The sequence below is a fragment of the Pantoea sp. PA1 genome (assembly GCF_056856975.1).
The window spans coordinates 989,399-1,010,434 of record NZ_JBXGEE010000001.1 but is presented as its reverse complement, the minus strand read 5'-3'; the positions used below and the strand labels follow the sequence as shown (position 1 = coordinate 1,010,434).

General features: G+C 59.1%; 18 protein-coding genes. 13 read left to right on the top strand and 5 right to left on the bottom strand.

Going from position 1 to position 21,036, the window contains the following annotated elements; translation table 11 throughout:
- The first annotated feature begins 8 nt into the window (after window positions 1-8).
- The gene (gene katE, locus AC1V0D_RS04985; protein ID WP_140028490.1) at window positions 9-2,273 is read left to right on the top strand and encodes a catalase HPII; all 2,265 of its coding nucleotides are present in this window, start codon (window positions 9-11) and stop codon (window positions 2,271-2,273) included.
- An 85-nt stretch (window positions 2,274-2,358) separates the two neighbouring features.
- Here katE and AC1V0D_RS04980 read toward each other — a convergent pair whose 3' ends face one another.
- Window positions 2,359-4,017, bottom strand: coding sequence for a methyl-accepting chemotaxis protein (locus AC1V0D_RS04980; RefSeq protein WP_150029975.1), 1,659 nt, complete (start codon window positions 4,015-4,017; stop codon window positions 2,359-2,361).
- A 214-nt stretch (window positions 4,018-4,231) separates the two neighbouring features.
- Here AC1V0D_RS04980 and AC1V0D_RS04975 point away from each other — a divergent pair, with 214 nt between their 5' ends.
- Entirely contained in the window at window positions 4,232-5,488 is a 1,257-nt protein-coding gene (locus tag AC1V0D_RS04975; RefSeq protein ID WP_009090423.1) for a mechanosensitive ion channel family protein, read from the top strand.
- A gap of 35 nt (window positions 5,489-5,523) precedes the next feature.
- Here AC1V0D_RS04975 and AC1V0D_RS04970 read toward each other — a convergent pair whose 3' ends face one another.
- A complete protein-coding gene (locus tag AC1V0D_RS04970; protein ID WP_009090426.1) occupies window positions 5,524-5,817 on the bottom strand; it encodes a hypothetical protein in 294 nt (97 codons plus the stop codon).
- 413 nt (window positions 5,818-6,230) lie between these two features.
- On the opposite strand from AC1V0D_RS04970, the gene treZ reads away from it, so the two are divergent.
- The 4 genes from treZ (at window position 6,231) to budC (ending at window position 13,551) form a co-directional block, all read left to right on the top strand.
- Window positions 6,231-8,015 carry a malto-oligosyltrehalose trehalohydrolase gene (treZ, locus tag AC1V0D_RS04965; protein WP_058956552.1) on the top strand — a complete coding sequence of 595 codons (1,785 nt, stop codon included), beginning with the start codon at window positions 6,231-6,233 and terminating at the stop codon, window positions 8,013-8,015.
- Window positions 8,012-10,540 carry a malto-oligosyltrehalose synthase gene (gene treY / locus AC1V0D_RS04960; protein ID WP_482907057.1) on the top strand — a complete coding sequence of 843 codons (2,529 nt, stop codon included), beginning with the start codon at window positions 8,012-8,014 and terminating at the stop codon, window positions 10,538-10,540. Before treZ ends, treY begins: the two co-directional genes overlap by 4 nt.
- 50 nt (window positions 10,541-10,590) lie before the next feature.
- Window positions 10,591-12,666 carry a glycogen debranching protein GlgX gene (gene glgX / locus AC1V0D_RS04955; RefSeq protein WP_058956644.1) on the top strand — a complete coding sequence of 692 codons (2,076 nt, stop codon included), beginning with the start codon at window positions 10,591-10,593 and terminating at the stop codon, window positions 12,664-12,666.
- Window positions 12,667-12,786: 120 nt separating this feature from the next.
- Window positions 12,787-13,551, top strand: a complete 765-nt coding sequence (gene budC / locus AC1V0D_RS04950; protein WP_046101749.1) for a meso-2,3-butanediol dehydrogenase — start codon at window positions 12,787-12,789, stop codon at window positions 13,549-13,551.
- A gap of 98 nt (window positions 13,552-13,649) precedes the next feature.
- Here the strand turns inward: budC and AC1V0D_RS04945 are convergent, their stop codons facing one another.
- On the bottom strand, window positions 13,650-13,922 hold the full coding sequence (locus AC1V0D_RS04945; protein ID WP_009090436.1) for a hypothetical protein: 273 nt from the start codon (window positions 13,920-13,922) through the stop codon (window positions 13,650-13,652).
- 381 nt (window positions 13,923-14,303) lie between these two features.
- Between AC1V0D_RS04945 and AC1V0D_RS04940 the strand changes: the two genes are divergently transcribed.
- The 3 genes from AC1V0D_RS04940 to AC1V0D_RS04930 are packed head-to-tail and all read left to right on the top strand — an operon-like array spanning window position 14,304 to window position 16,165.
- On the top strand, window positions 14,304-14,462 hold the full coding sequence (locus AC1V0D_RS04940; RefSeq protein ID WP_482907056.1) for a hypothetical protein: 159 nt from the start codon (window positions 14,304-14,306) through the stop codon (window positions 14,460-14,462).
- A 3-nt stretch (window positions 14,463-14,465) separates the two neighbouring features.
- Window positions 14,466-15,005 (top strand): TetR/AcrR family transcriptional regulator, encoded by a 540-nt coding sequence (locus tag AC1V0D_RS04935; RefSeq protein ID WP_009090438.1) that lies wholly within the window; start codon window positions 14,466-14,468, stop codon window positions 15,003-15,005.
- Window positions 15,005-16,165: an MFS transporter gene (locus AC1V0D_RS04930; RefSeq protein WP_482907055.1), complete on the top strand. Its 1,161-nt coding sequence runs from the start codon at window positions 15,005-15,007 to the stop codon at window positions 16,163-16,165. The genes AC1V0D_RS04935 and AC1V0D_RS04930 overlap by 1 nt, the downstream gene beginning before the upstream one ends.
- A gap of 96 nt (window positions 16,166-16,261) precedes the next feature.
- Here the strand turns inward: AC1V0D_RS04930 and AC1V0D_RS04925 are convergent, their stop codons facing one another.
- On the bottom strand, window positions 16,262-16,498 hold the full coding sequence (locus AC1V0D_RS04925; protein WP_009090441.1) for a hypothetical protein: 237 nt from the start codon (window positions 16,496-16,498) through the stop codon (window positions 16,262-16,264).
- Window positions 16,499-16,794: 296 nt separating this feature from the next.
- Between AC1V0D_RS04925 and AC1V0D_RS04920 the strand changes: the two genes are divergently transcribed.
- The 3 genes from AC1V0D_RS04920 to AC1V0D_RS04910 all read left to right on the top strand — a co-directional run bounded on the left by AC1V0D_RS04920 (window position 16,795) and on the right by AC1V0D_RS04910 (window position 19,089).
- Window positions 16,795-17,316 (top strand): GNAT family N-acetyltransferase, encoded by a 522-nt coding sequence (locus AC1V0D_RS04920; RefSeq protein WP_009090443.1) that lies wholly within the window; start codon window positions 16,795-16,797, stop codon window positions 17,314-17,316.
- A 100-nt stretch (window positions 17,317-17,416) separates the two neighbouring features.
- The gene (locus tag AC1V0D_RS04915; RefSeq protein ID WP_482907054.1) at window positions 17,417-18,628 is read left to right on the top strand and encodes a diguanylate phosphodiesterase; all 1,212 of its coding nucleotides are present in this window, start codon (window positions 17,417-17,419) and stop codon (window positions 18,626-18,628) included.
- A gap of 227 nt (window positions 18,629-18,855) precedes the next feature.
- On the top strand, window positions 18,856-19,089 hold the full coding sequence (locus AC1V0D_RS04910) for a DUF4060 family protein (RefSeq protein WP_009090450.1): 234 nt from the start codon (window positions 18,856-18,858) through the stop codon (window positions 19,087-19,089).
- A gap of 46 nt (window positions 19,090-19,135) precedes the next feature.
- Here the strand turns inward: AC1V0D_RS04910 and anmK are convergent, their stop codons facing one another.
- Window positions 19,136-20,257, bottom strand: coding sequence for an anhydro-N-acetylmuramic acid kinase (gene anmK, locus AC1V0D_RS04905; RefSeq protein ID WP_046101745.1), 1,122 nt, complete (start codon window positions 20,255-20,257; stop codon window positions 19,136-19,138).
- A gap of 282 nt (window positions 20,258-20,539) precedes the next feature.
- Between anmK and slyB the strand changes: the two genes are divergently transcribed.
- On the top strand, window positions 20,540-21,007 hold the full coding sequence (gene slyB, locus AC1V0D_RS04900; protein ID WP_009090452.1) for an outer membrane lipoprotein SlyB: 468 nt from the start codon (window positions 20,540-20,542) through the stop codon (window positions 21,005-21,007).
- Window positions 21,008-21,036: the final 29 nt, after the last annotated feature.

Below are 21,036 nucleotides of genomic sequence, written 5' to 3'. Positions count from 1 at the left end.
ATGGATTAATGTCGAAAGAAACTGAGAAGAAACCCCTGAGCCACCGTGCGCCCACCACCGGACCAGAGTCATCAGAGCCGGGTCTGGGTTCGCTGGCACCGAAAGATGGTTCGCATCAGCCACCCGCCGAACCCACTCCGCCAGGCAAGCAGCCTACTGCCCCAGGCAGCCTGAAAGCGCCACAGACCCACAACGCTAAACTCGACCAGCTTGAAGCCAGCCGTAAAAACGGCACGAACCAGCCGCTGACCACCAATCAGGGCACCCGCATCGCCAACGACCAGAACTCCCTGCGAGCCGGTACGCGTGGTCCGACCCTGCTGGAAGACTTCATCATGCGTGAGAAGATCACGCACTTTGACCATGAGCGTATTCCTGAGCGTATCGTGCATGCACGCGGCTCAGCGGCACACGGCTACTTTCAGCCTTACCGCTCACTGAAAGATCTGACCAAAGCTCAGTTCCTCAGCGATCCGAATCAGACCACCCCGGTTTTCGTGCGTTTCTCCACCGTACAGGGTGGTGCTGGCTCTGCCGATACCGTGCGTGATATCCGCGGTTTCGCCGCCAAGTTCTATACCGAAGAGGGCGTGTTTGACCTGGTCGGTAACAACACCCCGGTGTTCTTTATTCAGGATGCGCATAAATTCCCTGACTTTGTGCACGCCGTTAAGCCGGAGCCGCACAATGAAATCCCGCAGGGCCAGAGTGCCCATGACACCTTCTGGGATTATGTCTCCCTGCAGCCGGAAACCATGCACAACGTCATCTGGGCGATGTCCGATCGCGGCATTCCGCGCAGCTATCGCACCATGGAAGGCTTCGGGATTCACACCTTCCGCCTGATTAACGCCGAAGGCAAAGCGACCTTTGTCCGCTTCCACTGGAAGCCGGTGGCCGGTAAAGCCTCACTGCTGTGGGATGAGTCGCAGAAACTGACCGGCCGCGATCCGGACTTCCACCGCCGCGATCTGTGGGAAGCCATTGAGGCGGGCGATTTCCCGGAATATGAACTGGGCCTGCAGCTGATCCCGGAAGAGGATGAGTTCAAGTTTGACTTCGACATTCTCGATGCCACCAAACTGATCCCGGAAGCGCTGGTGCCGGTTGAAATTGTCGGCAAAATGGTGCTGAACCGTAACCCGGACAACTTCTTTGCCGAAACCGAGCAGGTGGCATTCCATCCGGGTCATATCGTGCCGGGGCTCGATTTCTCCAACGATCCGCTGCTGCAGGGTCGCCTGTTCTCCTATACCGACACGCAGATCAGTCGTCTGGGCGGCCCGAACTTCCACGAGATCCCGATTAACCGTCCGACCTGCCCTTACCATAACTTCCAGCGTCAGGGGATGCATCGTCAGGACATCGACACCAACCCGGCTAACTACGAGCCGAACTCGATCAACGACAACTGGCCGCGTGAAACCCCACCGGCGGCAAAAGGCGGCGGCTTCGAGAGCTATCAGGAGCGGATCGAAGGCCACAAGGTGCGCGAGCGCAGTCCCTCCTTCGGCGAATACTATGCTCAGCCGCGCCTGTTCTGGCAGAGCCAGACCGAGGTTGAGCAGCAGCACATCATCGGTGCCTACTCGTTTGAGCTGAGCAAAGTAGGACGTGCCTATATTCGTGAGCGCGTGGTGGATCATCTGGCGCGCATTGATACCAAACTGGCGCAGGGTGTGGCCGATAATCTGGGCATCGCCCTGACCGACGAGCAGCGCAATATCCAGCCGCCGGCACCGGTCAACGGCCTGACCAAAGATGACAGCCTGAGCCTCTATGCCGTGCCGGATGGCGAGATCAAAGGCCGTCAGGTTGCACTGCTGCTGAGCGACGGCGTGAAAGCGGACGGTGTGCTGGCGATCCTGCAGGCGCTGAAAGCGGAAGGCGTGCACGCCAAACTCCTGGCGCCGCACATGGGCCAGGTGCGTGCCGACGATGGTTCCGTACTGCCGATCGACGCCACCTTCGCCGGTCTGCCTTCGCTGACCTTTGATGCGGTGATCGTACCGGATGGCAACATCGATGCGCTGCTGTTAAGTGGCGATGCCCGCTACTTCCTGCTGGAAGCCTACAAGCACCTCAAGGTCATTGGCCTGGTGGGCGACGCGCGCCGCTTCAAAGCGCAGTTCGGTCTGGGTGATGGCGATCAGGAAGAAGGCATCGTGCAGGGTGACTCGGCGGAAAGCGCCCTGACCTCTGAATTTACACAGGCGATGAAAGCGCACCGCGTCTGGTCCCGCAGCCAGAAGGCGCAGTCTGTTCCGGCCTGATGCGTTAAGTGAATAAAAAAACCGCCCCCCGGGCGGTTTTTTTTATGGCGGAGAAAGCGGACCCCTGACGTAAAAGGCGTTCCCGTCAGAAGCTCTGCCAGTTGTCGTTGTCTGCCACGGCAACAGGCTGACGCTGTGGCGCGGCGATCGCCTTCGCGACCGGTGCGGCTGAAAACGCGGCGTGCAGCGTGCCGGTTTTGAAAACCGCGACCGTTTTACGCAGGTAACTTGCCTGCTCCTCCAGCGAGGCGGCGGCACTGGCAGACTCCTCCACCAGCGCGGCGTTCTGCTGCGTAACGCCATCCATCTCTGAGACGGCGATGCAGACCTGCTCAATGCCACGGGTCTGTTCGGTCGAGGAGGCGGCGATCTCTTCGATCAGCTGCGTGACCCGGCTTACCGATGTCACGATGCTCTCCATCGCGCTGCCCGCCTGCGCGGCGTAACCGGCACCGGTTCTGATCCGCTCAGCAGAGCGGTCAATCAGGCCGCGGATCTCCTGCGCGGCCGTGGCGCTGCGGCCAGCCAGCGATCGCACTTCACCCGCCACCACCGCAAATCCCCGGCCCTGCTCCCCGGCGCGCGCCGCCTCAACGGCCGCATTCAGCGCCAGAATGTTGGTCTGAAACGCGATGCTGTCGATAATAGCGATAATCCCGGCGATCTGACCGGAGCTTTCGCTGATCTGATCCATGTTGGCGATGACCCGGGCCACCGTCTCGCCGCCCTGCACCGCTGTGGTTGACGCCTCTTTTGACACCGTGGTCGCCTGGCGGGCGTTGTCGGCGTTGAGTTTCACCGTCGAGGTGAGCTGCTCCATGCTGGCCGCGGTCTGCTCCAGCGCGGCGGCCTGCTGCTCGGTGCGGGAGGAGAGATCGCTGCTGCCCGCGGAGATCTCCGCCGCACCGGTGAAGATTGAGCGGGTAGCGTCATCAACCGAGGTGATGGTCACCACCAGCGCATCGCGCATCTGCTGCAGCTCCTGAACCAGCAGCCCCATCTCATTGCGCCCTTCCTGCTGAATCGCGGAGGTTAAATCACCGCCCGAGATGGCACGCATGTAACCGGTCAGCCTGCCGAGCGGGCCAACCAGCAGTTTTTGCAGCCCGATCCAGACCGCTGCGGCCACCACAACGGTAATCAGGCCGATGGTCAGCAGCGTCCAGAGCGCATCCGTCAGGCTGCGCTGATTATGCTCGGAGGTCGCTTTCATCAGCTGGATGTTCAGCGCACGCCAGGCCTGATAGGCGCTGTCGAGCTGATCCTGGGCGGCCTGCGCCTCCAGGTTGCCGTAAGCCGGATAGTTGCCCTGCTTCAGAAAGGTGATGGAGGCGAGCATGGTTTCACGCATCTGCTGATAGGCCGCCTTCACCTGCGTCGCCTGCGCATCGCTCTGTTTCTCCTGCTGCGTCAGCCCCTGCCAGGCCGTGAAGTCGGCGTCGGCCGCCGCCGCAGACTGCCCCGCCTGCTCCAGCAGCGTCGCCATCGCCGCCAGCGATTTCGGGTCCTGCTGATTCTTCAGGAAACGGATCGCCACACGGTTGATGGTGACGCGGGTTTTGATCAGGGTTTTCACGGCATCGCTCAGGTGCTGCTGCTGCAGCGTCAGCTGCTCAGCGGCCACGAAGTTTTTATCGGCTTTTGCCATGCCGTTGTAGAACAGGAAACCGGTCAGGGTGAGTAAAATGATGAAGACGGCCAGCACCGCCAGAATACCGTGCGTTATTTTAAGATTTTTTATCATGTGAGCAGGCTCATATCAGAGGAGATAGTAGCGTTATCGGCCAGCGCCGCGTTTATCTGAGTGCCTGATGGAAAAGCTTTTTCACGGCGTGATGCCAGGCACACTCAGCCGGACAAAAAAAGCGCCGCGAAGGCCTCTGAGCGCATTCGCCGCTTAACATCCGCCCCTCTGCTGTGGTTGAATTCGCCCCTTACATTTTTTGCACGTGGTTATCATGCATTACATACAGAGTCTGATGCGTTTTATTGAGGGAAACAGCGTGTTGTCGGCCAGCTTCAGCCTGCTGCTGCTGATTATGGCCGGGATGGTCACACACCTGATCTGCAAATTCTTCATCGTCAAAGTGGTCAGGAAAGTCTTCTTCAGCAGCCACAAACAGGGCGTGCCGCTGGACAAAGATGTTCGCCTCTCGCAGAAGCTCTCCAATTTTGTGCCGGTCATTGTGGTCTACAATTTCCTGCAGTTCATGCCCGGCCTGCCGGAGCATCTGAAGATCGCCGTGCAGACCATCTGCGGCATCCTGTTCTTTATCTATCTGTCGATCTTCTTCAACGAAGTGCTGGAGATCGTTAACAGCTCCTATTCGCGCAAATCGAAGCGCAAGAATCACTCGATTAAAGGCTACATCCAGATCGGTAAAATCCTGGTGCACATTATCGCCGCGATCATGATTCTGGCGATTATGTCCAACAAGTCACCGGCGATCATCATCTCCTCGCTGGGTGCGGTGGCCGCCGTCCTGATGCTGATCTTTCAGCATACGCTGCTGTCGCTGGTGGCCAATATTCAGCTCTCCTCCAACGACGTGCTGCAGCTGGGCGACTGGATTGAGATGCCGGATAACAATATCAGTGGTGAGGTGATCGATATTGCGCTGCACACCATCACCATCCGCAACTGGGACAACACCATTTCGCGCATCCCGACCAAGAACTTCCTGACCGAGACCTACACGAACTGGCAGGCGATGTTCTCCTCCGGTGCGCGCCGTATCATGCGCAGCTTTTATCTGGATCAGAAGTCGATCACCTTTGTGAATCAGGAGATGTTGCAGTCGATGAGCCAGATCCGCATCGCCAGCGAAGCGATTACCGGGCTGCTGGACGGGCGCGACATCAGCGCTGTGGGCGACCGCTGGTTTATGGAGAACGGCATTACCAATCTGATGGTATTTCGTAAGTTCCTGACCGCCTGGCTCGCCCAGCGTCACGATATTCAGAAAGAGATGTATATCGTGGTGCGGCCGCTGAAACCGTCACCGGATGGGTTACCGGTGGAGATCTACTGCTTCACCTCCTCCATTCTGTGGGTGGACTATGAGAATACCCAGGCGGAAATTTTTGAGTTTATCTATTCGATGGCCCGTCTGTTTGAACTGCAGATCTATCAGCATCCGGCGGGGTCCGATTTCGCCCGGCTGGCTCAGCCGCACCCCGGGAGCCGGGACGCGCAGCAGAGCAGCGAACAGTAACCCCCCACGCGCGGCGGCCCCTGCTGCCGCGCGGTTCAGCTTTTACTCAGCGCATAGTTCAGCACTCTGTCATTTTTCATCTGCACGGTCAGCGTCTGCCCCTCGGTGGTATTCAGGGTGCGCGCCTCACTGTAGGTCCATTTCAGCAGCCGCTGCCCGTCCGGGTAGGGCGTTTCACTGTCGGGCTGGCCGAACAGGGCGATCAGCTGGGCTTTGGTGGTCTGACCGGCATGAATCTGCTGCAGATGCGAATTGTCCAGCCGGTGTCCGACCCGGTTAGAGCAGGCAGAAAGCAGCAGCAACACGGCTAACAGGGCGTTTTTCCTCACATCCTCTCCTTAAACATTCAGCGTCACGGGCGAGCCTGTCCGGACGTGCCTGAGCTTATAGCGAATCCGCCCCCTGCGTCAGCCTTTTCTGCGCCGCCCCCGCTTTCACTCATCCCGGATCACGCTGATTCAGCGTCATAAACGCAAATTTTGTTCACCAGCCCCTCCGCCGCCCGGCGAGGGCAACATCTTAGTCTATGATTATTCACTGTAGCCGCGTGGAAGCGGTCTCACCGCCCTTTTCCACCGCATCACACTGAATACCAGTCCAGCTTCCTGGCTGAAGAGACGCGCCGGCCCACCCGGCATCCTGGTCTCGCTGGCAGGTTTATGATTTTTGACATTTGCATGATCAACATCCTTTTCGCGCGATGGACGCCATTGCGCATTTCCAGGCTAAATGAGGCAACTGAATGGAATCCAAATCTTTTTCCAAAAGCTGGGGCGCTGAACGGGTTGCCCGTGATGAGGTGCGTTTTCGCCTCTGGGCAACCGGCCAGCAACGTGTGACGCTGCGCCTCTCCGGTAAAGACATAGAGATGACCCCGCAGGCTGACGGCTGGTTTGAGACGCAGGTTGCCGGTGTGGCCGCCAGCGCGGAGTATGACTTTGTGCTGGCCGATGGCACAGCCGTGCCCGATCCCGCCGCCCGCGCCCAGAAAGCGGAGGTCAACGGCCCCTCTCTGGTGATCGATCCTGATGCTTATCAGTGGCAGAACACGGCGTGGCGCGGTCGTCCGTGGACGGAGTCGGTGGTGTATGAACTGCACATCGGCACCTTTACCCCCGAAGGCACTTTCCGGGCCGCGATTGAAAAGCTTCCGGTGCTGGCGGAAACCGGCATTACCATGATCGAGGTGCTCCCGGTGTCGCAGTTTGGCGGCAACCGCGGCTGGGGCTACGACGGCGTGCTGCTCTATGCACCGCACGCTGCCTACGGCACACCCGATGATTTCAAAGCCTTTATCGACGCAGCGCACGGCCACGGTCTGTCGGTGGTGCTCGATATCGTGCTGAACCACTTCGGCCCGGAGGGCAACTATCTGCCCCTGCTCTCGCCTGACTTCTTCCATCAGGAGCGCAAGACGCCGTGGGGCGCAGGCATCGCCTATGACGTTGATGCGGTTCGTCGCTACATTGTGGAGGCGCCGCTCTACTGGCTGCAGGAGTTTAATCTCGACGGCCTGCGTTTTGACGCCATCGATCAGATTGACGATCCCAGCGAAAAGCATGTGCTGATTGAGATTGCCGAGCGTATCCGCTCGACGATTACCGATCGCCCTATCCATCTCACCACCGAAGACTGCCGCAATGTCACCTTCCTTCATCCGCGTGATGAAAAAGGCGACGCTCCGCTGTTCACGGGGGAGTGGAACGATGACTTCCACAACGCCGTGCATGTGCTGGCGACCGGGGAAGATCACGCCTACTACCAGGACTTTGCCGATCATCCGGCGCAGCAGGTGGCGCGGGCGCTGGCAGAAGGCTTTGTCTATCAGGGCGAAGTGTCGAAGCAGTCAGGTGAACCGCGTGGGGTGAAAAGCAGCAGCCAGCCGCCGGTGGCCTTTGTCGACTTTATCCAGAACCACGATCAGACGGGCAACCGGGCGCAGGGCGAAAGGCTCATCAGCCTGGCTGGCGCGGCGCGCACTCAGGTGCTGCTGGCCACCCTGCTGGTCTCGCCGCATATCCCGCTGCTGTTCATGGGCGAAGAGTATGGCGAAACCCAGCCGTTCCTGTTCTTCACCGATTTCCACGGCGATCTGGCTAAAGCGGTGCGCGAAGGCCGCGCCAGAGAATTTGAAGGCCATGCCGGTCACGGTGAAACCGTGCCGGACCCTAATGATGTGACCACTTTTGAACAGTCGAAACTTAACTGGCAGAAGAGGGAGACGCCGGAAGGCCAGCAGTGGCTGGCACTGACGCGCCAGCTGCTCAGCCTGCGTCAGCAGCATATCGTGCCGCTGCTGCAGACCGCCGGGGGGGACGCCGGCCAGGTGATCACGACGTCAGAGGGCTTCCTCGCGGTGCGCTGGGATTTCCCGGCGGGCACGCTCTCCCTGGCGCTGAACGTCAGCAACCGCACGCAGCCGATCCCCGATCTGCCGGGTAAGACCCTGTTTGCCTGGCCGCAGGCCGCAACTGAACTTGCGCCTGACTCTATCGTGGTGCGTCTGGCTAAGGGAGAAACCGCATGACTATTCCAACCGCAACCTATCGCATCCAGTTCCGCAACGGCATGACCTTTGACCGCGCCGCGGCGCTGGTGCCCTATCTGAAACAGCTTGGGATCAGCCATCTCTACGCCTCGCCGATCTTCAGCGCGACCGCGGAGTCCACCCACGGCTATGACGTCACCGACGTCAACGAGATCGAGCCCGCCATTGGCGGACGCGAAGGATTTGATCGGATGGTCGCCGCGCTGCAGGCTGCCGGACTGGGCCTGATCCTCGACATTGTGCCGAACCATATGGCCGCGTCGCTGGAGAACCCGTGGTGGCGCGACGTGATCGAACATGGCGAACAGAGTCGCTACGCCACCTATTTTGATATCGACTGGTCACGTCGCCTGACACTGCCGTTCCTCGGCGACACCTTTGAGGCGGTGCTGGCGAATGGCGAGATCAGCGTGCAGCGCGACCCGCAGAGCGGCAAACCGGCGCTGGCCTACTTTGACAATTTCTACCCGCTGGACCCACGGACCTGGCAGGATCGGGAAGAGGCGGTGCTCGCCCTGCGCGATGCCGCAGAGATCGCGGCCCTGCATGACCAGCAGCCGTGGCGACTGATGTCCTGGCGCGATGCGCCGCGCGACCTCTCCTACCGGCGTTTCTTTGAGGTGACCGGTCTGGTGGGCGTGCGCGTGGAGGACAAAACGGTCTTTGACGCAGCGCACCAGCTGATTCTTGAACTGGTTCACACCGGCGCGGTGCAGGGATTGCGGGTGGATCACGTCGATGGCCTGGCCGATCCGCGCGGCTATCTGGAGCAGCTGCGCCAGGCGGCGGGTCCCGACTGCTACCTCACCGTGGAGAAGATCCTGGGTGAGGATGAACAGCTGCCGGATGAGTGGCCAGTTTCCGGCACCACCGGCTATGAGTTTATGGCGGCGCTCGCCAACCTGCTGGTCGACAGCGATCGCCTGAGTGGCCTGCGCAAAGCCTATCAGGCGGTGATTGGCAAAACCGTGGACATGAAAGCGGAGCTGCGCGCCGCCAAGCTGTTGATGGCGAACCGTAATTTTGCCGGCGAATTTAACCGGTTACTCCAGCTGGCGCTGACGATTGCCGACGCAGAGGGCACGCCACAGCCGGAACCTGAGCTGAAAAATGCGCTGCGCGAGCTGCTGGTGGCCTTCCCGGTCTATCGCACCTACGGCACCCCGGAGGGCCTGACCCCTGCCGACCAGCAGCTGCTGCAGCAGGTGGTCGGTCAGGTGAAAGCCAGCGCCACGGCACCAGACAGCGCGGCGCTCGACTTTCTGACCCGGATTCTGCGGGCAGAGGTCGCCTCTGCGGCCCGCGAGGATGCCACGCAGTTCCGCACCCGCTTCCAGCAGCTGACCGGCCCGCTGATGGCGAAGTCTGTCGAAGATACGCTGTTCTTCCGTCAGCACATGGCGCTGGCGCTGAATGAGGTCGGCGCTGAACCGCTGGCGCGTCACTTCTCGCTGGCGCAGTTCCACGCCGAAATGCAGGCGCGGCGCGAACATCAGCCCGATGCACTGTCGGGTACCTCAACGCACGACACCAAACGCGGTGAAGATGCGCGTGCGCGGCTCTATACCCTGACCGAAGCGCCGCAGCGCTGGGCGGATTGCGTGAGCCGCTGGCGGGAGATGAATCAGGATCAGATCGTCCGGCTGAAAGATGGCCCGGCACCGGAGCCGGCGGTCGAATGGATGCTCTATGAAGCGCTGGCCGGCGTCTGGCCGACCACCCTGCAACCGGACGACGCGGAAGGTCTGGCGGCGCTGGAGGCCCGCTTTGTGGTTTACGTGGAAAAAGCGCTGCGTGAAGCCAAGCTGCGCACCGACTGGGCCGACAACAATGACGCCTATGAAGAGGCGGTGCTGGGCTATGCCCGTCACCTGCTCTCGCCCGCCAGTCACGCCTTCCTTAATGACTTCTGCGAGGCGCTGCAGCCCTTTATCCGCGCGGGCCTGGTCAACAGTCTGACCCAGACCGTGGTGAAACTCACCGCGCCGGGCGTGCCCGATATTTATCAGGGCAGCGAGGCGCTGGACTTCAGCCTGGTCGACCCCGATAACCGCCGCGAGCCCGACTTTGACGCGCTGGCCGCCATGCTCCGTGCGCCGCAGCACGACGGCAGTGAGACCCACTGGCGGCGTGGTCAGGTTAATCAGCAGGCGATTGTGAAGCTGCTGGCGCTGCGCCAGCAGCAACCTGACCTGTTCCGCCACGGCGACTATCTGGCGCTGGAAGCCGGGGGTGGGCAGCCGGACAAGGTGCTGGCCTTTGCCCGCACCCATGGGGATCAGGCGGTGATTGTCATTGTGTCGCGCCGGGTCTTTGACGCCCTGCCGGAAAACCTGGATCAGCCGCCTGCGGCGCGCTGGGCAGAGATCAGCCTCGCCCTGCCGGACGGGCTGCGTCAGCGCCATTATGAGGATGTGCTGAGCGGTAACACGCTCGATGCAGGCGATGCGCTGGCGCTGGGCGACCTGGCGTCGCAGTGGTGCGCCGTGCTGGTGGCACGCTGAAATCTTTTTTCTGTTACGCGTCAATCTGTTCACTGAATAACGAGGCATCAATGTCAAACAGTCAGCGTTTTGAAATTACGGCGGGTTACAGCCATTTGCTGGGGGCAAACTTTGATGGTCAGGGCGTAAACTTCGCCCTGTTCAGTGCCCACGCCGAGCGGGTGGAACTCTGTCTGTACGATCCCAGCGGTAAAACGGAAATCGCCCGTCTGGAGCTGCCGGAATATACCCATGAAATCTGGCACGGCTATGTGCCGGGTCTGAAGCCAGGTGCGCTGTATGGCTATCGCGTCTATGGTCCCTACGACCCGGAGAATGGTCATCGCTTTAACCCGAACAAGCTGCTGCTCGATCCCTACGCCCGCGAACTGGCGGGCGACATCGCCTGGAACGAGGCGCACTTCGCCTACGATCTCTATCACGACGATAAAGATCTCACTTTTGACAGCCGCGACAGCGCGCCGTTTACACCGAAGTGCCGGGTGGTCGATCCCAATGAGTTTGACTGGCAGGACAGGAACCGTCCGAACGTGCCATGGCCAAAAACGGTGATCTATGAAACCCACGTCAAAGGCTTTACCCAGCTCAACACGGCGCTGCCGCCCGAACTGCGCGGCACCTTTGACGGCATGGGCCATAAAGCGACCGTCGACTACATCAAAAGCTTAGGCATTACCTCGGTCGAGCTGCTGCCGGTGCACTGGTTCCCGGACGATCAGCATCTGCTGGATAAAGGGCTGAAAAACTTCTGGGGCTACAACACGCTGGGCTTCTTTGCGCCCGCGACCCGCTACTTCGGCCCGCGCGGCATTCAGGGCTTCCGCGACATGGTTCGCGCCTTTCATGATGCCGGCATTGAGGTGATCCTCGACGTGGTTTACAACCACACCGCCGAGGGGAATGAGCTGGGGCCGACGCTATCGTTTAAAGGCATCGATAACTTCTCCTACTACCGGACCCTGCCGGACCAGCACCGCTACTACATCAACGACACCGGAACCGGCAATACTGTCAACACCTCGCATCCGCGCGTGCTGCAGATGGTGCTCGATTCGCTGCGCTACTGGTCTGAGTCGATGCATATCGACGGTTTCCGTTTTGACCTCGGCACCATTCTGGGACGCGAACCGGATGGCTTTGACCCGCGCGGCGGCTTCTTCGATGCCGTGATGCAGGACCCGATCCTGTCACAGAAAAAGCTGATTGGAGAACCCTGGGATATCGGACCGGGTGGCTATCAGGTCGGCAGCTTCCCGCCAGGCTGGGCAGAGTGGAACGACCAGTATCGCGACACGGTGCGCGACTACTGGAAAGGCAACAACGTTTCGACCGACTTTGCCGCCCGTCTGCTCGGATCCGGCGATCTTTACGATCAGCACGGCCGTCGCCCGTGGGCCAGCGTCAACTTCGTGACGGCGCACGATGGCTTCACGCTCAACGACCTGGTCTCCTACAACGACAAGCACAACGATGAGAATGGCGAAGATAACAACGACGGTCACAATGACAACCGATCGTACAACTATGGCGCAGAAGGCCCAACGGACGACGAAGGCATCAACGCCGTACGTGAGCGCCAGAAGCGTAACTTCCTCGCCACCCTGATCTTCTCACACGGCACGCCGATGCTGCTGGCAGGCGATGAGTTTGGCCGCAGCCAGATGGGCAACAACAACGGCTACTGCCAGGACAGTGAAATCTCCTGGGTTCACTGGGATAACCTGCCGGAATCCGCCGAAGCGCTGCGCGCGTTCACCCGCCAGATCCTGAGCCTGCGTGCTCAGCAGCCTCTGCTGCGTCGGGAGAACTGGCGCGACGGCATGGATATCAAATGGTTTAACGCCGGCGGCGGGTTCCAGCAGAGTGAGCAGTGGGATGAAGGCTCCACGCTGGGCGTCTATATCGGGCGGCCCGACCTGCAGACCGAAGAGGGTATCTGGCACGATGTGCTGATGCTGCTTAACCCGTTTGAGGGCAACGTGCCCTTCCGCATCCCGCAGTTTGGTGAAGGGGGCTGGGTGCTGGAGCTGACCACCAGCGACGTGGCGAAACGCGGTCTGGTCATCACCAAAGAGAAGGATTTTGAGCTGGAAGGACGCAGCTTCGCACTGTTCAGACGTCCCTGATTAGGGATGACGGTAAGGCTTCAGGCGCAGCGCCTCTGACGCTGCGCTTGAATTTCTGGCAATCACTGCCAGGCTTAACCGGTTGTTAAACGTGAAAATTGATGCTGATAAGGAGGCATAATGTCCAGATTTACGCAGAAAGTTGTGGTTGTGACAGGTGCCGGGTCCGGCATTGGTGAGGCGAGCGCAAAACGCTTTGCAGAAGAAGGCGCGTCAGTGGTGCTGGTGGGACGCACCGCGCAGAAACTCGAAGAAACGCTGGCCGGACTGACGCCGGGTGACCACCTGGTAGCGGCCTGCGACGTCTCAGACGCTGCCCAGGTTAAACAACTGTCAGAAACCGTGCTGAACAAATATGGCCGGGTTGACGTGCTGGTGAATAATGCTGGCGTGATTGTCCAGGGCCGCATCCATGAAGTGGACCTTGAGGACTGGAAAACGCTGATGAAAACCGACCTGGACGGGGTTTTCCACGGCGTTCACTACTTCATGCCTGCCCTGCTGAAGAGCAAAGGTAACGTGGTTAACATCTCCTCGGTCTCCGGCTTAGGCGGTGACTGGGGCATGAGCATCTACAATGCCGCCAAAGGGGCGATCACCAACTTTACCCGCGCTCTGGCGATGGACTACGGCGCGGACGGCGTCCGCATCAATGCGATCTGCCCGGGCTTTACCTTTACCGATCTGACGGAAGATGCCAAACAGGATCCGGCGCTGCTTGAGCGCTTTTACGATCGTATTCCACTGCGTCGCGCGGGTGAGGCGGATGATATCGCCAGGGCTATTGTCTTTATTGCCAGCGATGAGGCGAGCTATATTACCGGCGTCAATCTGCCGGTCGATGGCGGGCTGACCGCATCAAACGGACAGCCTAAACAGGCATAATCCTCAGGGCAGCGTCTTAACGCTGCCCTTTTTTTATTTCAGACTACCCCGCTTTTATTCCCGCCCTTATCTGCTTTGCCGGAAAAAGAGCGCGGCGCTTAATGTTTTGGCGTATGACGGGTTGGCGTGGCAGCGCGTGCCGGTTTAATTACCGTACTGCTGCCCGGACAAATAAAAGTACTCAGGCAGGCATTACAGAGAATGGCATTGGCATGATGTATTTTCGCCACGGCCAGCGCCTGCTGACGGGTATAAAGCGAACCAATAAACACGCGCTTATCGTTCTTTGACAGATTAACGCAACCTTCTTTGTGTAAAATCCATCCACCCATGGGACGCGGGCACAGATAATAATAGCTGGCTTTGAGCATGGTAGTCATCCTGATAGTTGCTGTATGTGTCTTAAAAAAACGAACCAAAATTCGTAAGAGATTTTATTTGTAATCTGAAGCTTTATTAAACTAACTGAGAATTATCCCTAAAACCACTTTATTACAGAGGGCAGACTGACTTTGAGAATATGCCCTTTTTACCCGCTTCACTCGCTTCAGCTATTTATCGCCGCCGATCCCCGCCTGCCGCTTCAGCGCGTCATAAGCATTTACCGTGCTAATGCATGCCAGAACAGCGAAAAAGTATAATTATCTATAAATATCAATATATTATTACAAATACCTTCCGGAAAAATCGCTTCTGCCGTCCGGGTCATATCAGACGCAGCGCTGAAATCACTTACCCCCGCAGGGGTAATTATGAGTATTAATGAACTGAAGCTGAAAAAGTGTGAAAGCGACAGAGGGCGCGCCTTTAAGCGGAACGCTAAATCCCTCGGCTTCGCGGATTTATCAATACCGGTGGACGCATCCAGCCGTGCCCGGTTTGCAAAAGTAAAACGAACGGTTTACTTTTAAAGGATGAAAAAACGCGATGACATCATTCAGGCTGCCGAGCGGCTGTTTTACACTCACGGGTTCCACGCCACCAGTACCGACCAGCTCTGTCGGGAAGCGGGCGTCTCCACCCGAACCTTCTATCATCACTTTCCCTCACGCGAGGCGATGACCGCTGCGGTGATGGCGGCGCGTGAGCAGCGATTTATGGCTGAGCTGCTGCCGGCCCACCAGCCGGAGGCGATCGCGCAGCTGTTTAGCGTGCTGGCCAGCTGGACAGAGGCAAACGGTGCGCACGGCTGCTTCTTCCTTAAAGCCTGGGGAGAATATGCCGGACGGGATCAGGCGCTGGCAGAGCAGGCGCTGGCATTCCGCGCCACCATGCGCCGCTACATCACCGACTGTGTAACCTGCCTGCACGGTGCCGAAGATCGATCATTGAGCGATGCCATCTGGATGCTCTTTGAAGGGGCGATTACCACCGCGCTGATTACCGGCCCCGCCGCCGCGCAGCATGCGGCGCAGATCGCCAGCCAGCTGCTGCTTCAGAAAGGGGCTTCCTGATGAGGTCGCCTGCTGCGCTGGCTCTGACCGGCTTCAGCCTGATCGCGGTAACCTATGGCATGGCCCGCTTCTCATGGGGGCTGATGCTGCCCGCCATATCGGCAGCGATCCCGTTAAGCCCGCAGCAGACGGGTCTGCTCTCCGCCTGCAGCTTTGTCTCTTACTGCCTGACCATTCTCAGCGCCGCGACGCTGGCCCGGCGCTACGGTGCGCGGCTGACGGCGCTACTCGCCTCACTCTGTGCGACGGCAGGTCTGCTGCTGCTTGCCCTCGCCACCTCGCCGCTGCTGCTGGCGGCCGGGCTCTTTATCGCCGGATTCAGTTCCGGCCTGGCGTCTCCCGCCCTGGCGGCGGCAGTCAGTGCCTGTGTGCCCGCGGCGCGCCAGCCGCGCATCAACACCCTGATCAATGCCGGTACCAGCGCGGGGATTATTCTCTCCGTTATCATTCTCGGCACGCTGCCGGGCGGCTGGCGCGCCGCCTGCGGGCTGTTCGCCCTGCTCGCTCTGGCCTGTGCGCTGCCGGTGATGCGTCACATATCCTCTCACACCGCTGCTCACAGGCCGCAGAGGCGTCACGGGCAGCCGCGCCTGTACTGCCGCGCGCTGCGGCGGCTGATGGGCATTGCGCTTGTTTCAGGCCTGATCAGTGCGGCCTGGTGGAGTTTTGGCTCGGTGCTGCTGCGTCAGCACGTCGGCGTGGATGCGGAGAGCGCCCGTTTGCTCTGGCTGATTGCCGGAGGAGCGGGCATTGCCGGTGTGCTTACCGGCCCGCTGGCTGCCCGTATCGGACTGAATGGGGTCTACCGGCTCGCGCTGTGCGGAATGGCCGTGCCGCTGCTGGTGCTGGCCCTGAGCCGGGGCGACTCTGCGGGCTTAATGGTGGCGGTGGCCTGTTATGGCGCAGGCTATGTCACGCTGTCAGGGGTGTTGCTGGTCTGGGGCGCGCAGGCCACCGCTGACGATCCGGCAACCGGCGTCGGGATGCTGTTCTTTATGCTGGCAGCAGGTCAGGTGGTGGGATCGCTGCTGTTTGGCCAGCTCTATGCCGCGCTGGGCGCCGTTACGGCTTTGACGCTGTTTACTGCCAGTGCCCTGCTGCTGCTGTTTGTTGCCCCGCGCCGTGTGAAAGCGCCACAGCGCGATCGGCGGCAGCCGTGAACAGAGCGAAAAGAGGAATAACGCACATTTTCTGGCGAATTAATATGACCTCCGCACGCGGAGGTTATTAAGCGTGGCGGGCGAAAGCGGAATTAATCAGTTCAGCGCCCGGATATTATTAATGCGCGGATTAATCGTCTGCTCAGTTAAATCGTCATCAGCACCAAGATAATAAGGCACGACGCAATGCCTGCCATCTTTGGTAAAAATAATCTGGTTATCGTGCAGAAATAGCGCAGTGAAATGACCGAGCACCACACCATTTAATTCAAAGCAGTGATTTCGCGCGGCGCGCAGCCCCTGCTTACTTTTCAGAAAATCAACAAATCGCATCACGCCGCACCCCCGGATATTAAATCAGCTCAACCGAAACCGCAGAGATAATAGCCCTAACCCTGGAATGAATCATCCGGCTGGCGCGGTTTTCAGAAAAGGCTTAATACCCCCGGATATCGCCTCTTTCATGCTGCCTGGCATTCTGCCCTCCGATTTGCCAGGATTAATCCTGGTAAGCGAGCCGACAGGAGAGAATGCGCACCCGCAAGATTTTCATTGCGTCCCCTGACGACCCGCTATACCGTTGTTTTTTCACCGGGTAAAGCCGTTAAAGATAATACCGGAGCGTGACAATGGAAATTTTTGCAGCAGAGGATGTTCATATCCCGGCGATTCAGCAGATTTACGCCTGGCATGTTCTTAATGGCACCGGCTCCTTTGAGACGGTTCCGCCTGACGTCGCCGAAATCGCCGGGCGGATGCACAAGATTCAGCAGGCGGGCCTGCCGTGGTTTATCGCCGTCAGCGACGGTGAGGTGCGCGGTTTCTGCTATCTGGCCCCCTATCGTCCGCGCCATGCGTACCGGCACACGCTGGAAGATTCGATCTATATCGATCCGGGATTTCAGCAGCGTGGCGTCGGGTCACGCCTGTTACATCATGCGATTGCCTGGGCAGAGCAGGCGGGGTTTCGTCAGCTGATCGCTAACGTGGGCGACAGCGGGAACCAGGGCTCCATTGCGCTGCATCGCGCAGCGGGCTTTGAGATGACCGGCATCCTGCGTTCGGTCGGGTTCAAACAGGGCCGCTGGCTGGATACGGTTTTTATGCAGCGTGCGCTGGGAAAAGGTGATTCAGCGCTTCCTGTCGACTAAAATAGTTCCAGAGTAAGAAAGGCGCACTCCCCCTCGTTCTCCCCAGGAGAACCTTCTGGTAAGGTGTGTTAACAAAAAATAAAAAATCCCGGAAATCTTTATGTTGTCGACAATCATCTACAGAAGCCACATCACTGAAAATGTGTCACTGGGGCTTCTGCATGATTTGGCATTAAAAGCGAACAAAATCAACAAATCATCCAGCGTCACCGGGATTCTGTTGTTCAATGGAACACACTTTTTTCAGCTGCTGGAAGGTCCGGAAGCGGCCGTAAAAGCGGTCTATAACCGGATTTGCCAGGATCCGCGCCATCATAATCTGGTTGAACTGTTGCGCGACTACGCCCCGGCGCGACGGTTTGGTCACGTCGGTATGGAACTGTTCGATCTCCGTCTGCACGATAAAGAGACGGTACTGGAAGCGGTGCTGGAGAAATGCACCACCCGCTACCAGATGACCTATTCCGACCGCGCTCTGCAGTTCCTGCGCACCTTTGTCGAAGCGCGGGAAAAAGAGAACTATTTTGAGATCCCTTCCGCCAGCGGCTGGACCTTTATCCGCGACGAGTCAGAGCAGCGTGAAGGCGATACCGCACTGATGGCGACGGATGAGGTCAGCTTCGCGTTTCAGCCGATCGTCGATCCTTTTGCCTGTGAAATCGTTTCACTGGAGGCACTGCTGCGCGGCCCGCAGGGTGAACCGCCACTGGATTATTTTGCCGGACTGTCACGTGAACAGCTCTATCAGACCGATCTGCAGTCGAAAAAAATCGCGTTTGCTCAGGCAAAACAGCTGGGGATTGAGGGGATGACCCTGTCGATCAACCTGCTGCCGATGACGCTGGTGGAAGTGCCCGATGCGGTTCCGTTTTTGCTGGAGGCGATCGCGGCCCAGGGGCTGGTGCCGGAGCAGATCATGGTGGAGTTCACCGAGAATGAAATTATCTCGCAGCCGGATGCCTTTGAAGCGGCCCTTCGCCAGCTGAAGGCGGCGGGCATCAGCCTCGCGCTGGACGATTTTGGCGCCGGCTTCGCCGGGCTGTCGCTGCTGACCCGCATTCAGCCCGACAAGATCAAGATTGACCGGGCGATTATCTCAGGCGTGCATAAAAGCGGACCGAAGCAGGCGATCATTCATGCCATTCTGAAATGCTGCTCGTCACTGGAAATCGGCGTGATCGCGGAGGGCATCGAACAGCCCGAAGAGTGGATGTGGCTCGAAGCGGCAGGCGTGACCCAGTTTCAGGGCTTCCTCTTCTCAAAACCTGAGCTGAACCGCATTGCGGCCGTCGCCTGGCCAGAGCTGCTTTAACCCCCTGCGATTTGGATGATTTTGCGCTTTCCTGCCTTGCCGGATCCCCTGGCGACTGCTAAATAATAAACAGCGCCGGGCGATCATTTTTCTGTCATCTTCGCCCGGCAGAGTCAGTTATTGCCCAGTCTGTGATTACCGATTTAGCAGTCAGATGTTCAGTGTTTAGGCCAGCGCAACGCGCCATGCGTGCGACGTGACTCCAGGGACAGCATTTGAGGAACTGAATGAAGCAAATCATCCGCGGTGATAAAGAACCCTCCCATATCCTGGCAGCAACCCGTGCGCTCGAAGCGCACTACGCCCGCTACGGAGAAGGCAATAAGTACCATCCCATCATCTACTCCATCGCCTACCGCAGCCGTTTTTATCAGGTCGAAGTCATTACCCGACGCGAAACCATGGTGGCAACCGTGATTACCGGCGTCCGTAACCTCACTCATCTCCCCGGTGCCGCCTGACGGTCACCCCTTACCCAGCGGGGGCTGACCGCCCCCGGTTCGCAGGTTAACGCCGGTAGAGCGCATTGGCCGGATAGATGGCGCCAATCACGCTTTTCTCCCGCGCACCCGTTACCGCAGGCAGATTGCCCGGCAGCCCGGAGAGCGTGCGAAACGCCAGCCAGGCAAACGCCAGCGCCTCCATATCGTCCCCGCTGATACCCGCCGCATCGGTGGTAGTCACTTCGGTGCCGGGAAGATGAGCAGCCAGGCGCGCCATCAGCAGCGGATTGCGGCTGCCGCCGCCGCACACCAGCAGACGGTCACAGCCATCGTTGAGCAATATCTGCTGGGTGATGGTTATGGCGGTCAGCTCCACCAGCGTCGCCTGCACATCCTGCGGAGCCAGCCCCGGGAAATAGCGCAGATGCTGCTCCAGCCAGCCCAGATTAAAGTGCTCGCGCCCGGTGCTTTTCGGTGGCGGAAGCGCAAACCAGGGCTCCCTTAAGAGCGCCTCCAGCAGCGCCGGAACCCGCGTACCGCTTCGCGCCCACTGTGCATCTTTGTCATACGGCAGGCCCTGATTCCGCCAGATCCAGGCATCCAGCAGCATATTCCCGGGACCGGTATCGAAACCCCGCACCGGCTGCCCCGGTATCAGCAGCGAAAGGTTAGCGATGCCGCCAATATTCAGCACCATGCGGCGTTCCGTGGCATCCATCAGCAGGGCCTGATGAAAAGCCGGCACCAGCGGCGCGCCCTGCCCGCCCAGCGCCATGTCACGGCGACGGAAGTCGCCCACCACCGTGACGCCGGTCGCCGCCACAATCTGGTTGTTGTCGCCAATCTGCAGGGTGTTGGGCGCGTCACTCTGCGGCTCATGCCAGACGGTCTGACCGTGACAGCCAATCGCCGTGATATCGCTGGCCTCAAGGGATTCGCGCTTCATCAGCGTGACGACCGCCTCGGCAAACAGCTGGCCGAGGCGGGTGTCCAGCTGCCCCAGCTGCGACAGCGTCAGGGATTGTCCCTGACAAATCGCAAGGATCGCCTGGCGAAGCCCGGCGGGGATAGGATGCGAATAGCTCGCCTGCTGAGCCACCATATTTTCGTCAATGGCCGCCAGCACCACATCCACTCCATCCAGGCTGGTGCCTGACATTACTCCGATATAGCGTCCTGATTTCATAGCCATTCCTTACATCCGGCGGGAGGTGCAATTTATCTGCGGCTAGCCTGACAAATTACACCCGCTAATTCTATGATTAATTTGTTTTTATCCAAATGTGCTGACCGGTAACGCCGCAGGACTATTTTTGATCCACGATTGAATTATTGTTGATCTTACATAGTCTATGCTTCGTTCAACCGTGTTTTATTCGGACAGGGATTAATTTGCCAGGTTTGTGTCTTATACTGTGAGCAGGATACAGCGGTAAACGTGGCGCCTTCTCGACTAAAGGAGTTTCAGATGATTAAGCGTGTAATTGTGGTCGCTCTGACCGGTGTCATGCTGGCAGGTTGTAGCAATACCAGTACGCTGTCGGGTGATACCTACAGTGCCAGTGAAGCCAAGCAGGTGCAGAGCGTCTCTTACGGTACGTTAGTTTCCGTTCGCCCGGTGAAAATCCAGGGTGGCGATGAGAGTAACGTTATCGGTGCCATCGGCGGTGCCGTGCTGGGTGGCTTCCTGGGTAACACGATTGGCGGCGGCGCAGGTCGTAGCCTGGCGACAGCCGGTGGTGCGGTGCTGGGCGGCGTTGCGGGCCAGGGCGTTCAGGGCGCAATCAATAAAACCGATGGCGTTGAGCTGGAAATCCGCAAGGATGATGGCAACACCATCATGGTGGTTCAGAAACAGGCCGCCTCACGCTACTCCGTTGGCCAGCGTGTCGTGATGGCCTCTAACGGCAGCCAGGTCACCGTTTCACCTCGCTGAGATAGCAAAAAAAAAACCGACGCCTGGGC